Below are 15,176 nucleotides of genomic sequence, written 5' to 3'. Positions count from 1 at the left end.
GTTTCATATGCCTCCCATTTGTAAATACTGAGTATATCAAACAGGGGAGGTGAATCTTATGGTCGATCGAAAAATTATTTTAGATACATATAAAAAAGGACCTGAAGCTGTTATTTCTTTATTTGAAGAAACATTTTCTAAGTTAGAAAAACGTATACAAGAACTAGAAAATGCTTCAAAAAAAAACTCCAAAAATAGTCATAAGCCACCTTCTACAGATGGTTTGGGTAAGCCCGTTACAAAAAGTTTGCGCAAACCGTCTCATCGTCAAACGGGTGGCCAGTTGGGCCACAAGGGACATACTCTTGGTTTGACAGCGACTCCAGATCATACGATTACACATTCTCCTACATATTGTACTTGTTGTCATACTTCCTTGAACCACGAGCCTGTAAAAGGGTATCGCATTCGCCAAGTGTATGACTTACCACCTATTCAGATCGAAGTGACAGAACATAAAGTAGAACAGAAAGAATGCCCACATTGCCATTCTATCCAAGAAGCCCAATTTCCTTCGACAGTATCTCGTCCTGTTCAATATGGTCCAAATATAAAAAGACTGATTCCCTATTTAACGCATTATCAATGCATTTCTTTGAAGCGAACAAAAGAATTCTTTCAGGATTGTTTTGGACATTCTATAAGCGAAGGAACCCTGGTAAATCATACACAGGCTTTCGCTTCTCAATTGCAGCCATTCATAAAAGAAGTAAAGGAAAAGATTCTGCAGTCTCCTGTTGTCCATTTTGATGAAACTGGTATGCGTGTAGAAAACAAAACACAATGGTTACATACTGCCAGTACACCGGAGGTGACATTGCAACATATTCATCAAAAACGTGGAAAAGAAGCAATGGATGCTGGAGAAATCTTGCCATCTTTTTCTGGAATTGCGATGCATGATGGTTGGAAATCGTATGATGCGTATACAGATTGTCGTCACGTTTTATGTAATGCCCATCTCTTACGAGATTTACAAGGAATTATAGATAGTACTGGAGAACAATGGGCACAACAGATGCAGAAATTTCTAACGCAAGCGTTGACGATGAAAAAGCAATCCGAAGGTACCATGCCAAAAGCGACGCAAAAGAATCTGTTTATTATGTATCAATCCATATTGAAAGAACAACAGATTCTTTCCACGAAACAAAAGAAGAAAGGAAAGCAGACGCCTTCTCAAAATTTATGGAATCGCTTCGTCAAGTATTCTGACAGAATTCTAGCGTTTTTAGAACATCCAGCCATTCCATTTGATAACAATCAAGCAGAACGGGATATTCGGATGACGAAAGTAAAACAGAAAGTGTCTGGGACTTTCCGAAGTAAGAAAGGCGCAGAATCTTTTTGTCAGATACGAAGCTTTATGAGTACCATGAAAAAACAAAAACAATCGGTCTTACAAGCGATAAACCAAGTCATAGAAACTAGAACGGTTCCTTGGAATAACACGACTTCATAAGAGAATTTCTCTATTTGGCATAGATTCTTTCTCTGATTGGAGTATTTTCTTTTCATGTTTTCGAATCGGAAACATGTATTTGGCCTGTTTTTTTATTTGAAGAAGCTGAGTAGTTACCATAAATTCTTCTTCGCTCATCCCAAGATACTCTTCTCCCAGATCACCAGCTACGGCTTGTATACGCTGTAACCATTCTTCACATATATCATTAAAGTAGCCTGTTAATGTATCTATAATTCTTTGCTGCACATCTTTAGTTGGTCTTACTAAACAATAAATAGTAGCAGATGTATCTCTCAACAATTCATATAATATGTGTGATCCTAAATAACCAGTAGCTCCTGTTAAAAAGACATTTGAAATCTGGTTTTCTTCCAAAACGTTTGCATACGTGATAGTATCTGGTTCGTGAATCACTTTATATTCACGAAATACTTCTTCTTTCTCTACTTTTACTTCTCGCTCAATTCGAGCTAATCCATATATCGTTCTTTCTTTAAAGAAATCTTGAATTGTTAAATGTGAGAAATCTTCTTTTAACAATGTTAAGACTCGTAATACTTTTAATGAATGTCCACCAATTGTAAAGAAATCATCATGCACTCCAACTTTTGAAATTCCTAATACTTCCGCCCAGGCGTTCGCTATTTGTTTTTCTGCTTTATTAGAAGGTGCAACATATTCTTGTAGCCGAACCGGTTCATACTTTTCTTCTAACTGAGCTAACTTCTTAGCATCAATCTTTTTATTAGGTGTAAGTGGTAATTCATTAATATAAATTAGTTTAGATGGCACCATATAATCTGGTAATTGCTCTTGTAACTGATAAACTAATTCTGGTATTTCTTTTTTATTTAAAGTTGTATAGAACGCGATTAAATATTGGCTACCTTCCTTACTCTTCTTAGCAAAAACAGCATTTTCTTTTATATTATGATTTTGAGAAATTTTACTTTGGATTTCGCCTAGTTCAATACGATGTCCTCTAATTTTTACTTGATCATCTTTCCGATGTAAAAACTCTATATTTCCATCCTCTAGCAACTTAACGATATCACCTGTTTTATATATATATTAACTATAGGATTAAAAGGGTTCGGAATAAAAGCTTCAATTGTTTTATTAGGCTTATTAAAATACCCTTTTGCTAATCCCACTGAATCTATATATAATTCACCAGGTACACCAATTGGACAAAGATTCATATTCTCATCTAAAATCATAACTTGATAATTAGCACATGGTTTACCAATGGGAATACTCGCAACATCCTCATTTAACTGACTAGGTATTTTATAGGTTGTCGTCACTACAGTACATTCTGTCGGTCCGTATACATTATGAATTTCAACATTTGTACCTATTCTTTCTCTCCACAATTTAATAACCTCTACAGGCAACATTTCACCGCCAATCGCAATTCTTTTTAGGGAAGCTAGCTTATATATATCTTCTTCTGCTAAATAAGTTGCTACTTGTCGAACAAAAATTGTTGCTAATGCCAAGATTGAAGTTGCTTTCACTTTATAGATTGCATTTGCAAATGCCTCTACAGACAATCGCTCTTCCTCTAATAGTACATATAAGTTTCCTCCACAGAATAAAGAAGCAAATGACTCCCATACAGAAGCATCGAAACTAAAGGAAGGAAATTGGGCAAATACATCCTCTTCTGTCAATTCATATTGCTTTTTCATCCAAGTATACAGATTAACAACGCCTCTATGTGCTAACATCGTTCCCTTTGGATTCCCTGTTGAACCAGATGTATAAATCATATAAGCTACATCATCACAATGAATAGACAACTTTACATCTGTATCTTCATAAGTTTCACTATCATACATTGAAACTGTTTGAACCCCATCACATGTTATAGGCGTCTCTTTCATCAATATAACTTTCGCTTGGCTATCTTGAATAATGTACTGTATTCTACTTTCCGGATAATCTGGATCAATCGGAACATACGCTGCACCAGCTTTTAATATAGCTACCATACTTACTACTGTGTCTATGCTACGTTTCATAAATATTCCAACATAGTCTCCTAATTGGACGCCGTTTTTAATTAACATATGAGCTATTTGATTACTTTTTTTATTTAGCTCCTCATAAGTTAAAGTACCTTCCCTTGAAGATAAAGCTATACGATTTTGAAATTGAGTAACAGTATTATAGAACATATCGACGATACTTTTCTCAGGATATACTGCTGTCGTATCATTCACTTGACTATAAAGTGCCATCTCGGCCTCTGTAATAACATTAAAATTATTTATATGATTATTATTATTTTGTGATTTATTAATTAAAACACCTTGTATTTGTTGTGCATAACGAGTAATTGTTGTCTCTTTCCAATTAACACTATTAAATATTATTTCTACACTTTGCATATTTTTACTAAATACAAATTGTAATGTATTCGTGTCTTTTAGCTCATAATATGTTTCACCAATAATAATAGGTGACATTTCATATAACGTATTACCGTTTTGAAACTCTTCTATTTCTTCCTCATTCATTTCTTTAATTTGCTCCAGTTGCTCTTCAATTTGTAAATTTAAACTTTCATAGGAGAGAAAATTAGAAACTTCAATAGTAATCGGAAATAAACTTCCTCTTACATGATAAAGCACGACAATATATTTTTCTTTAGAAATATGATATAACCACGTTGCAGTCGCTCCTATTAAATCTACAATGTGAGTCAAATTTGAAAACAGTTCCGTTTTCCTTTTTATCCTAAGTTCTGTTCCTTGCACATCTTTAGGTATTTTAATACTTCCTTCTACTTTTCCTAAAAATTCTTTTACCATCTCACTATAAGAAATTGCTAATTTCATATTTATGTAAATTCCTCTCTTAAATATAATAAAGGGCAGATTCGTTCAATTCATAATCAGTAGCGGAGATACCCCCTTGATTAGAATTGAACTTTCTCCTTATTCGCTTTTAAACTCACCAATAAGCTCTTGTAATTCCTGAGAGAGCCAACTTAAAGAAGTCGCTAATTCTGCAATATCTTGTACTGATATTTCTTGCTCTTTCATGCTTTCTTCAACATTACTACTGCTGTTGGCATAAGTATTTGCAATATGTGATAATTCATTTACGACTTGAACAATATTTTGGCTATTTTGTAAAATATCACTCGAATTACCAGAAACAGCTTTTACTTGATCTGTAACAGATTGCGCTGATTTTGAGATTTTTTCAAAGAAATCTCCGCTACTTTGAACAAGCGAAATTCCAGTTTCTACTTCTTTTGAACCTTTTTGCATGGAAACTACAGCATCTTCTGTCTCAGCTTGTGTTTCACCAATTAATTTCGCTATATCTTTAGCAGACGCTTCCGTCTGTTCTGCTAATTTTCGTACTTCATCAGCAACAACTGCAAACCCTCTTCCAGCTGCTCCAGCACGTGAAGCCTCAATAGAAGCATTTAAAGCTAATAAATTTGTTTGATTTGAAATGCCTGTAATTACAGTTACGATATCACTAATTTCTTTTGACCTTGTTTCTAACGAATAAATGATGGAAGATAAATCTTGTACTGCATTTTGAATTAAACTCATTTGATTAATAATTTGTCCAATCACTTCATTACCTTCAATTGAATGTTGCTCCATACCTTCAGAAGCAACCGCAACTTGTTTCGCAGCCCCAGTTATCTCTTCTACCTTATCTTCCATTCCATGTACAATCCCTAAACATTGTTGTACTGAAGTTTTTTGAGACTGTGCCCCTACTCTTAAACCTTCAATAGAACTTGCAATCTCTTGAACTGCCATGCTGTTTTCCTCTGTACTCGCCGACAATTCTTGTGAAGAAGAAGAAACTTGCTCAGCAGTTTGCCTTACTTTATCTATAATCCCTTTAAACTTTTCAATCGTGTTATTGAAATAAACATTAATAATTCCAATATCATCTGGTCTTTCTTTTAATTTAATACTCAAGTCACCTTCACCAATTTTACGTAACCCTTCTCGTAAATCTTTTAATGGAGCTAGCGAGTGACGCACGATAAAGAATTGAGTAATAGTCGCAATTGCTAATGAAATAATGATAAAGAGTAAACCCTGTATCATAAACTTCTCTTTTGTAATAGGAACAATGGAAGCATCTAAGTCAGCGGCAACAATTGCAATAATATTGTTTTCTCCATCTGTAATTGGTTCTAATATTGTCACCCACGAACCTATTTCATCTTCATATACTTCTGTCATTTGAGCCTTTTTCGTATCAATCACTTTATCGTATGCCTTCATCCAATGAGCGGGTTGTTCATAATAATCTCCCGGCTTTATAGGAAACGCATTTGTTAACTCTGTAGTCAAACCAACGAGTTGTAATTCTCGCTTTTCATTCGGCTTTGCTCCTGTAACATACGTTTGTCCAACGCTTTTCAATTCTTTTGATACTTCATCTAATTTCTCTGTTAACTTTTCTTTTTTCACTTTTTCGGCTGTAGGATCTTTCGCCATGTCTCTAACTAATTCTACATCCAGTTTTTTCAATACTATTTCTCCTGTTTCAATAGACTGCCTTTCAAATAAAGACATCATACTATTTTGAAACATATTGAAACTTAATGCACCCATACTTCCAACAAGTGTCAAAATAACTAATACGGTTAATAAGACGTTCTTTTGAAGGAACGATAACTTATGCCAATATTTTTTCATTAATATCCACCTTCCTTAATCAACGCAAACAAAAAAACAAAATATATGGATATTTTGTTTGAAAATGTTTCTCAATATGTTCGAGAATAAAAAAAAGCCAATGTAAAAGCATTGGCCAAGACCAACCCTATCCGTCCGGTAACTGGCTAGCGTAGCCTTTCGACCTTAGCTCCTGTAGTTTTGCGCCCTCATGTTTCCATCAGTTTGCCTTTCTCGCTGAACGAGTTGAACGATATGGGAGTTCTATGAGAATTAATTTATTCTCTTTCAAAGATTACAACATATAAATCAAAATGTCTACTTATTTAGAGATATAAATACAAATTTTTAATGCATTGCTTTTTCGAAATAATTTCAAAAAGTACGTGAATGTTACTTTTTTTGTGTTATATAATAAAAAATGTATAAATAACAAGGATTTCTTCGGGTATTTATTTAATTTTCATTCAAATTAAACTATTCGAATATATCTTAACTAATGAATTTCGGAGGTAGTTTATCATGTTTTGGCTACAATTTCTTACCTTGTTACTCTGTATTTTTATTGGTGCACGCCTAGGCGGAGTTGGTTTAGGAGTAATGGGTGGAGTTGGTATGGCAATACTCGTTTTTGTCTTCCACCTACAACCAACCGCGCCTCCTATCGATGTAATGCTTATGATTTTGGCAGTAATTACAGCTGCTGGTGCTTTGCAAGCTGCTGGAGGAATGGACTATCTTGTTCATCTAGCTGAAAAGGCATTACGAAAAAATCCAAAGCGTATTACTTTTTTTGCTCCAATTGTTACTTATTTATTCACACTATGTGCAGGTACTGGTCACGTTGCCTATTCTGTACTTCCTGTTATTGCAGAAGTCTCTCGTGAATCAGGGATTAGACCGGAACGCCCAATGTCGATTGCCGTAATCGCTTCTCAACAAGCAATTACAGCTAGTCCAATTTCAGCTGCCACAGTTGCTCTTTTAGCAATGTTAGCTGACTATAAAATCACTTTATTAGATATTTTAAAAGTGAGTATTCCTTCCACTTTCATTGCTTGTATGTTAGCAGCATTCGTTGCTAGTAAGATGGGAAAAGAATTAAATGAAGACCCTGAATACTTAAAACGATTAAAAGAAGGAATGATTCCTAAGCTTGAAGAGAAAAAAGAATTTGTAGGTGTAAAGGGCGCAAAATTATCAGTTATCCTTTTCCTTGTAGGAACCTTCCTTGTTGTACTTCTTGGTTCATTTGAAGCACTTCGTCCAGGATGGATAGTTGATGGGAAGTTAGCCCGTCTTTCCATGCCGAATACAATTGAGATGGTTATGTTAACTATCGCGGCTCTTATTATTATTTTCTGTAAACCAAATGTAGAAAGCATTGTGTCTGGTAACGTCTTTAAAGCGGGGGCAACAGCAGTTGTTGCTATTTTCGGTATCGCTTGGATGGGAGATACTTTCTTTAATGGAAACTTAAATATGATTCAAGGATCCATTCAGCATTTAGTAACAAGTGCACCTTGGCTATTTGCCATCGCACTATTCATTCTATCTATTCTACTGTACAGCCAAGCAGCAACTGTTCGTGCCTTAATGCCACTTGGACTATCCCTTGGTATTCCACCAGCGCTACTGATTGCGATGTTCCCTGCAGTAAATGGATATTTCTTCATTCCAAACTATGGAACAATCGTTGCTGCTATTAACTTTGACCGTACTGGTACAACAGGTATCGGTAAATACGTATTAAATCATAGCTTTATGATTCCAGGCTTAATCGCAACATTTACTTCTATCGGAATTGGAATGCTCTTAATTTCAATTATGTTTTAAAGAAAAAGCACAAACCTTTATTTAAAAAGGTTTGTGCTTTTTTAATCAAACGTTTGTTTAAATTTTGGGGCAGTCTATTTCTCCATGTAGCACTTAAAATACTACACGTCCTTCCCTACAAACTTCTCTTTACTTCTTCAGCTAATTTTCTCGTACTTTCATACGCAGATTCAGCTAAACTAATTGCTGAAATAACTGAAACACCTTCCGCACCCGCTTCTATAACTGCCGCTGTATTTTCAATTGTAATCCCACCAATACCAACGATTGGCACTGTAATTCCTTGTTCTCTAAAATAGGCTAATCCTTTCGTTCCTTGAACCGCTTTCGTATCTTTTTTCGTACTCGTTGGGAAAATAGGTCCAACGCCTAAATAATCTGCTCCATTTTCGATTGCAAAGCGTGCTTCTTTAATTGTATGAGCAGATACGCCGATAATTTTATCTCCCATTTTTTCACGAACAGATGTAATTCCTTCATCATCTTGTCCTACATGAACACCATCTGCATCTAATTCAATGGCTAATTCTACATCATCATTTACAATGAAAGGAACACTATATTCCTTACAAAGCGTCTGCAATTCTTTTGCAAAGCGCACTCTATCTTCTCCGATTAAAGAACCTTCCCCCTTCTCGCGAAACTGAAAAATTGTCACTCCACCATCTAACGCTTCTTTCAATACAGCTAAAGGATCCCTCGTGCAGTTATTACTTCCCATAATAAAATACACTTGCAATAGCTTAGACATTTTATCTATTTCAATGCGTACCATTTCTTTCACTCCCTCTTACTCTAACTCCTCAATCTTTCCATACTTCTCAATATCACCAGAAGTAGTATTCGCTAACTGATTTAAAAATTCAATTTGGAAACTACCAGGTCCCTTTTCCACGGTCTTAGCAGCTGCCAGTTCCGAAGCTACACCATAAAACGTTAATGCTGCTACTGCTGCTTTTACATAATCTTTTTCCACTGCTACAAATGCTCCTATTACAGAAGTTAGTAAACAACCTGTTCCCGTAATTTTCGTTAAAATAGGGTGACCATTTCGAATAACAATAGTTCTCTCTCCATCTGTAACAACATCTTCTTTTCCAGTAATGACCGCAACTGTATTTAGTTCATCTGCTGCCTGCCTTGCAATACTTACAACATTTCCATTTCCAGTACCAGCGTCTACCCCTTTAATTTCCCATTTCTCATTAATAACATTTGCTATTTCAGCTGCATTTCCGCGGATAATTGCTAACTCAATTTCAGCCGGAATATGTCTCGCAACTTCTGTTCGATATGAAGTTGCTCCTGCACCAACTGGATCAAATAGTACTGGCACATTGTTCGCATTTGCTGATTTACCCGCGAGTAACATCGCTTCTACTTCTTCAGGACGAAGTGTCCCCATATTTAATACTAACGCTCCAGCAATGCTAGCCATTTCTGCTACTTCTTCTTTTGCATACGCCATTACAGGCGATGCCCCAAGTGCCAACAAACCGTTAGCAGTAAAATTTGTTACAACAACATTTGTAATATTATGAACAAGCGGATTAGATTCTCTCACCAAATCCACTACTTTACTAATTTCTTTCATATTCATCCTTTTCATCTCCTAACTATAATGATGGGAGATACACAAAAAGACACTTTGCGCGTACGCAAAGTGCCTGAATATGTGCTTTTACACTCTCCCTACGCTGGCATTATCCAACAGGTTCAAATGGTCAATGACGGACTAGTAGCCATACTCTCAGTTTGTATCCACAAACTCCCATGTGTTTCTTATTCATCTACTTCAAAGTCTACTCTTATTCTAGTAAAATAACAAGTTCTTTACTTTTCTATTTGATATAGAGGCAACTGATAAAGTGAAACTTTAATCAGTTGGGATTTTGTTAACTCCATTAAAAACAGCTGAAATATGGAGCGAAACTGAATCTCAAGAAGATGTATGCTATATTTAACTTATGGAAATTTGAAAGGATGTTTTTAATATGTCAAAAAGCGTTGTAATCGCTGAAAAACCTTCCGTTGCACGAGATATTGCTCGTGTACTGAAGTGTGATAAAAAAGGAAACGGCTATCTTGAGGGTAGTAAATATATTGTAACTTGGGCTTTAGGCCATCTCGTTACATTAGCAGACCCAGAAAGCTATGATGTGAAATATAAAAAGTGGAATTTAGAAGATTTACCGATGCTACCGGAGCGTTTGAAATTAACGGTTATTAAACAAACTGGGAAACAATTCAATGCTGTGAAAAGCCAGCTACTTAGAAAGGATGTAAATGAAATTATTGTAGCGACAGATGCTGGACGTGAAGGAGAATTGGTCGCTCGCTGGATTATTGATAAGGTTCGCATTAATAAACCGATCAAACGTCTATGGATTTCATCTGTAACCGATAAAGCAATTAAAGATGGTTTTGCAAATTTAAAACCAGGTAAAGCCTATGACAATTTATACGCTTCAGCAGTTGCGCGTTCAGAAGCTGACTGGTATATCGGTCTTAATGCAACTCGTGCTTTAACGACTCGCTTTAATGCCCAGTTAAATTGCGGCCGTGTACAAACCCCTACTGTTGCTATGATTGCTAGTCGTGAAGATGAAATAAAGAACTTCAAAGCTCAAACTTACTACGGCATCGAAGCTCAAACAATGGAGAAGCTCAAACTTACTTGGCAAGATGCAAATGGCAATAGCCGTAGTTTTAATAAAGAAAAAATCGATGGTATTGTAAAAAGTTTAGATAAACAAAATGCTACTGTTGTGGAAATTGATAAGAAACAGAAGAAGTCATTCTCTCCTGGTCTTTACGATTTAACTGAATTGCAACGTGATGCAAATAAAAAGTTCGGTTACTCTGCTAAAGAAACATTAAATATTATGCAAAAATTGTATGAACAGCATAAAGTACTAACGTACCCTCGTACAGATTCACGCTACATTTCATCTGATATCGTTGGAACACTTCCAGAACGTCTAAAAGCATGTGGTGTTGGAGAATACCGTCCCTTCGCACATAAAGTATTACAAAAGCCTATCAAACCTAACAAATCATTTGTTGATGATAGTAAAGTAAGCGATCATCATGCGATTATTCCAACAGAAGGATACGTTAACTTCTCAGCATTCACAGATAAAGAACGCAAAATTTATGATTTAGTTGTAAAACGTTTCTTAGCTGTTTTATTCCCAGCATTCGAATACGAACAACTAACGTTACGCACAAAGGTCGGCAATGAAACATTCATTGCACGCGGAAAAACGATTTTACATGCTGGTTGGAAGGAAGTATACGAAAATCGATTTGAAGACGATGATGTAACTGATGACGTAAAAGAGCAGATTCTACCTCACATTGAAAAGGGCGATACATTAACTGTAAAGTTACTTATGCAAACATCAGGTCAAACGAAAGCACCTGCACGCTTTAATGAAGCAACTTTACTTTCAGCAATGGAGAATCCTACAAAATATATGGATACGCAAAATAAACAACTTGCTGATACGTTAAAATCGACTGGTGGATTAGGTACTGTAGCGACACGTGCAGATATTATCGACAAACTTTTCAATTCTTTCTTAATTGAAAAACGTGGTAAAGATATTCACATTACATCAAAAGGTCGTCAATTACTTGATTTAGTACCAGAAGAATTAAAATCACCTACACTAACTGGTGAGTGGGAACAAAAACTTGAAGCAATTGCAAAAGGAAAATTAAAGAAAGAAGTATTCATTTCGGAAATGAAGAACTATACGAAAGAAATTGTTTCTGAAATTAAATCCAGTGATAAAAAATATAAACATGAGAACATTTCAACGAAGTCTTGTCCAGACTGCGGTAAACCAATGCTAGAAGTAAACGGCAAAAAGGGAAAAATGCTCGTATGCCAAGATCGTGAATGTGGTCATCGTAAAAATGTATCTCGTACAACAAACGCTCGCTGTCCGCAATGTAAGAAGAAACTAGAATTACGTGGTGAGGGTGCAGGCCAAATTTTCGCATGTAAATGTGGCTATCGTGAGAAATTATCAACATTCCAAGAACGACGTAAAAAAGAATCTGGAAACAAAGCCGATAAACGCGACGTTCAAAAATATATGAAACAACAGAAAAAAGAAGAAGAACCATTAAATAACCCATTCGCAGAAGCATTAAAAAAATTAAAATTTGATTAAACAAAAAGGTTCCTACCTCTATCGGTAGGAACCTTTTATTTTAGTGAATGATTTTACTTCCTTTTGCATTCTCAACAAATTTTTCACTTGATTTGTTAATTGGTGTTTTCAGTAATAACGCAGCAACAATCATAACTACTACGAAAGCACTTAACACAAGTAAATCTCGTGTTACGATATCCCAAAGCATTCCGCCAACTGTTTCACGAATTGCGCTAATTGCGTATGTGAATGGTAAGAACGGATAAATCGCTTGGAAGAACGCTGGTGTCATTTGGATTGGGAATGTTCCGCCCGATCCTGCTACTTGTAGTACAAGTAAAATGATCGCCATCGATTTCCCAACGTTTCCGAAAATAGAAACGAGTGAGTATACGATACAAACGAAGACTCCACCAATAAATAAACTAAATAACACAAACCAGAACTTATCGACTACGTACGTACCGAGTAAGAATATATCTCCCATCGATACGATAAACGCTTGTGAAAGACCTATCGTTAAGAATGTTAATAAACGTCCGAAGTAAATTTCATGGCTCTTATAATTCGCGCCCTCTTCGTGTACTTCTACCGTTAATAATGAAACCATTAATAATGCGCCTACCCATAATGCAAGCACTGTATAGAATGGTGACATCGCTGAACCGTAGTTCGGCATCGCAAATAATTTATTTTCTTTTAAATTTACTGGATTCGCAAAGTAATCACTTTGCTTTTCAACATCATTTTTCAATAAACGTATGATGTCTTTTAAATCCTCTTCAGATTCAAAATCACGAATTTTATCTGCTAATTCTTTAATCTTTTTCTCAGTCTCCGGCATTTCAGCTTTAATATCTGCCAATTTCTTTTTCCCGTCTACTAAGCCTTTTGATGAATCTTCTAGTAATTTTTTAACATCTGGAAGCTTTTTATCTGCCTCTTTTAAAATTTGAGATGTGTTTTTGGACATACGTTTCGTACGTTCAATTGCTGTGTTAAAGTTTGGAACGATTTCTGAATCATATGTTGCTAAGAAATCACCTAATTGAGCTGAAGCATTTTTAGTCGCTTCATTAATGCTTTCTACAACCTCTTTTGTAGGCTTCTGTCCATTATTAATTAGTGTAGTTGCTTTATTCGTTGCATCTATACCTTTTTGAACAGAATTTTGTATTTTGTTCAATTTTGCAATTCCGCCATTAAGGTTTTTTCCGCTATTTACATCTGCTAATACCTTATTTGTGCTTTCTAGAACCGGAATCGCATCACCAATTAGATTATTAGTAGCTTGTAGTTGACCATTTAAATCGTTTAAAGCCACTTTTGTACTATCTAATCCATTAACACCTCTATTATTTACGTCTGCTATAACACCTTCTAAATTATTTTTTGCCTTTTCATATTCATTTTTCACACTATCGTATGCTTCATTTGCATCAGCTTTAGCTTGATCGACTGTGCTGACTGCTTTTTTATAATCTGCTACAAACGTTTCATTATAATCTTTTTCCGCTTGATCAATTAATCCATTTGCTGCATCTAACTTTTGATTCGCTACATCTGTTACATCTTTCTTTACTTCTTGTCCTGTACCGATAACATTTACAATATCTTTAATACCCTTGTTTGCATTTTCCATACCGCTTTTTAGCTTAGTTAAGCGATCCACTCGCCCTTGGAAAAAGCTTTGACCAAAATCAGTCGTCGCTGACTTTTGAAGTTCAGTAAATACATTAATAAGATATGCAATACTATCTGTACGCCCTTGAAGATTTTCAGAAACCGCATTAAGGTCTTGTTTTGCCTTTTCTGGATCAAACTGACCATTTTGCAATCCATTCACAACACTTTTTCCGTATGCTGTTCCTGCACGTGCTGAGTTTAAAACGTTATTAACTGTTTGATTAATGTTTCTTGCAATGTTTTTATAACCTTCATCATTCATCTTTGAAAGATCAGGGCGTGCTGGGAACTCCGGTAATCCCTTCATACCAGAAAGGTCTATCCCTGGATTCATTAAAAAGTTCGTAAAAGCATTGGCCTTATCCATTACATCTTTTGCTACAGTTAAATTGTTTCTCATTGTTCCAGGTGCGTTCTTTAAAGTTTCATCATTATTTGCAAAGAATTTATCTAAATTCCCTAACGCTTCTTGCCCATCATTCATAACACTCTCTACAACTGGCAACTCTTTTTGCGCTACTTTCACAACATCTTCTGCTCGAGTTGCATCATCTAACGCCTTATCCATAAGTGTATTCATTTCTGGGAACTGCGCTTCTAACTTAAAGACAAGATCTTTTACTTTCTCGATACTTGGTAAGTTTGTTTCTAAATCGATTCCAAGGTCATTGAAGATTTTAAAAATCTCACCGTTCGCTGTTTTAACGAAGTTTTTACTAATTTCTTCCGTAATACCTGATGCACCTTTTGCTGTAATCTTCGGTGCAATCGCGTTTACTTTTTCATTCACATAGTAATCCAGTTCTGGTTTTTTCGGATTTTCATCCAGAACAGTTGCGATTTTTTCAGAGAAGTCTTTTGGAATCGTAATACTTGCATAATAATCCCCACGCTCAACTCCGTAAATTGCTTGTTTTTCATCTACAAATTTCCAGCCAAGATTTTTGTTTTTCTTAAGGGAATCTACAATCTCTTTCCCGATATTAATATCTTTCCCTCTTAAATTAGAACCTGCATCTTGGTTAGAAACTGCAATGGGAACCTCTTTTGTATTTCCATACGGATCCCAAGAAGCTTTAATGTTAAACCATGCATATAACGATGGTAAAATCATTAATCCTAAAACAATAACAATTGCAGCCCAATGTTTGGCTACATTCCGTAAATCTGTCTTATAAATACGCCAAATTTGTTTCATAGAAGTTATCACCTAATTATATATTTTTCCTTCTTTAGAAAATGATACATGCATTTTGCAATTATATCACTTTCTACATCGTGTATTAACCAAAAACGTACTATTTTTTCCCATTAACTTTCACTTACTTCATTATATAACGAAGTGAGTCAAAGTAT

At 35.4% G+C, this 15,176-nt stretch carries 7 protein-coding genes, 1 pseudogene and 2 riboswitches; of the genes and pseudogenes, 3 read left to right on the top strand and 5 right to left on the bottom strand.

The annotated features are described in order from the left end of the window. Positions 1 to 58: 58 nt before the first annotated feature. Positions 59 to 1,462: an IS66 family transposase gene (tnpC, locus tag MHH55_RS23290; protein ID WP_100910632.1), complete on the top strand. Its 1,404-nt coding sequence runs from the start codon at positions 59 to 61 to the stop codon at positions 1,460 to 1,462. A 117-nt stretch (positions 1,463 to 1,579) separates the two neighbouring features. On the opposite strand, the pseudogene MHH55_RS23285 reads toward tnpC, so the two are convergent. Beyond that, positions 1,580 to 4,311: pseudogene (locus tag MHH55_RS23285) on the bottom strand (amino acid adenylation domain-containing protein); the annotation flags it as partial. A 99-nt stretch (positions 4,312 to 4,410) separates the two neighbouring features. After that, positions 4,411 to 6,153, bottom strand: a complete 1,743-nt coding sequence (locus tag MHH55_RS23280) for a methyl-accepting chemotaxis protein (RefSeq protein WP_000761079.1) — start codon at positions 6,151 to 6,153, stop codon at positions 4,411 to 4,413. Positions 6,154 to 6,287: 134 nt separating this feature from the next. Next, a riboswitch (cyclic di-GMP riboswitch) is annotated at positions 6,288 to 6,372 on the bottom strand. A 282-nt stretch (positions 6,373 to 6,654) separates the two neighbouring features. On the opposite strand from MHH55_RS23280, the gene MHH55_RS23275 reads away from it, so the two are divergent. Continuing rightward, positions 6,655 to 7,968 carry an anaerobic C4-dicarboxylate transporter family protein gene (locus MHH55_RS23275; RefSeq protein ID WP_000498704.1) on the top strand — a complete coding sequence of 438 codons (1,314 nt, stop codon included), beginning with the start codon at positions 6,655 to 6,657 and terminating at the stop codon, positions 7,966 to 7,968. Positions 7,969 to 8,083: 115 nt separating this feature from the next. Here MHH55_RS23275 and thiE read toward each other — a convergent pair whose 3' ends face one another. Beyond that, positions 8,084 to 8,743, bottom strand: coding sequence for a thiamine phosphate synthase (thiE, locus tag MHH55_RS23270; RefSeq protein ID WP_078187546.1), 660 nt, complete (start codon positions 8,741 to 8,743; stop codon positions 8,084 to 8,086). Between the two features lie 15 nt (positions 8,744 to 8,758). Continuing rightward, complete coding sequence (gene thiM, locus MHH55_RS23265) at positions 8,759 to 9,568, bottom strand: hydroxyethylthiazole kinase (RefSeq protein WP_078187547.1); 810 nt, start codon at positions 9,566 to 9,568, stop codon at positions 8,759 to 8,761. A gap of 72 nt (positions 9,569 to 9,640) precedes the next feature. Continuing rightward, positions 9,641 to 9,753: riboswitch (TPP riboswitch) on the bottom strand. Between the two features lie 209 nt (positions 9,754 to 9,962). Between thiM and topB the strand changes: the two genes are divergently transcribed. Next, the gene (gene topB / locus MHH55_RS23260; protein WP_078187548.1) at positions 9,963 to 12,152 is read left to right on the top strand and encodes a DNA topoisomerase III; all 2,190 of its coding nucleotides are present in this window, start codon (positions 9,963 to 9,965) and stop codon (positions 12,150 to 12,152) included. 40 nt (positions 12,153 to 12,192) lie between these two features. Here the strand turns inward: topB and MHH55_RS23255 are convergent, their stop codons facing one another. Further along, positions 12,193 to 15,018 carry a YhgE/Pip domain-containing protein gene (locus tag MHH55_RS23255; protein ID WP_074555646.1) on the bottom strand — a complete coding sequence of 942 codons (2,826 nt, stop codon included), beginning with the start codon at positions 15,016 to 15,018 and terminating at the stop codon, positions 12,193 to 12,195. Positions 15,019 to 15,176: the final 158 nt, after the last annotated feature.

Source organism: Bacillus sp. FSL K6-2944 (assembly GCF_038005385.1).
GTDB lineage: Bacteria > Bacillota > Bacilli > Bacillales > Bacillaceae_G > Bacillus_A > Bacillus_A cereus.
Note: the sequence above shows the minus strand (reverse complement) of the source record. Positions and strands in the feature narration are given on the sequence as shown.

Bases quoted from the DNA above. Each gene is read 5' to 3' on its own strand.
- tnpC (WP_100910632.1), top strand. From the start codon at position 59: ATGGTCGATCGAAAAATTATTTTAGATACATATAAAAAAGGACCTGAA.
- MHH55_RS23280 (WP_000761079.1), bottom strand. From the start codon at position 6,153: ATGAAAAAATATTGGCATAAGTTATCGTTCCTTCAAAAGAACGTCTTA.
- MHH55_RS23275 (WP_000498704.1), top strand. From the start codon at position 6,655: ATGTTTTGGCTACAATTTCTTACCTTGTTACTCTGTATTTTTATTGGT.
- thiE (WP_078187546.1), bottom strand. From the start codon at position 8,743: ATGGTACGCATTGAAATAGATAAAATGTCTAAGCTATTGCAAGTGTAT.
- thiM (WP_078187547.1), bottom strand. From the start codon at position 9,568: ATGAATATGAAAGAAATTAGTAAAGTAGTGGATTTGGTGAGAGAATCT.
- topB (WP_078187548.1), top strand. From the start codon at position 9,963: ATGTCAAAAAGCGTTGTAATCGCTGAAAAACCTTCCGTTGCACGAGAT.
- MHH55_RS23255 (WP_074555646.1), bottom strand. From the start codon at position 15,018: ATGAAACAAATTTGGCGTATTTATAAGACAGATTTACGGAATGTAGCC.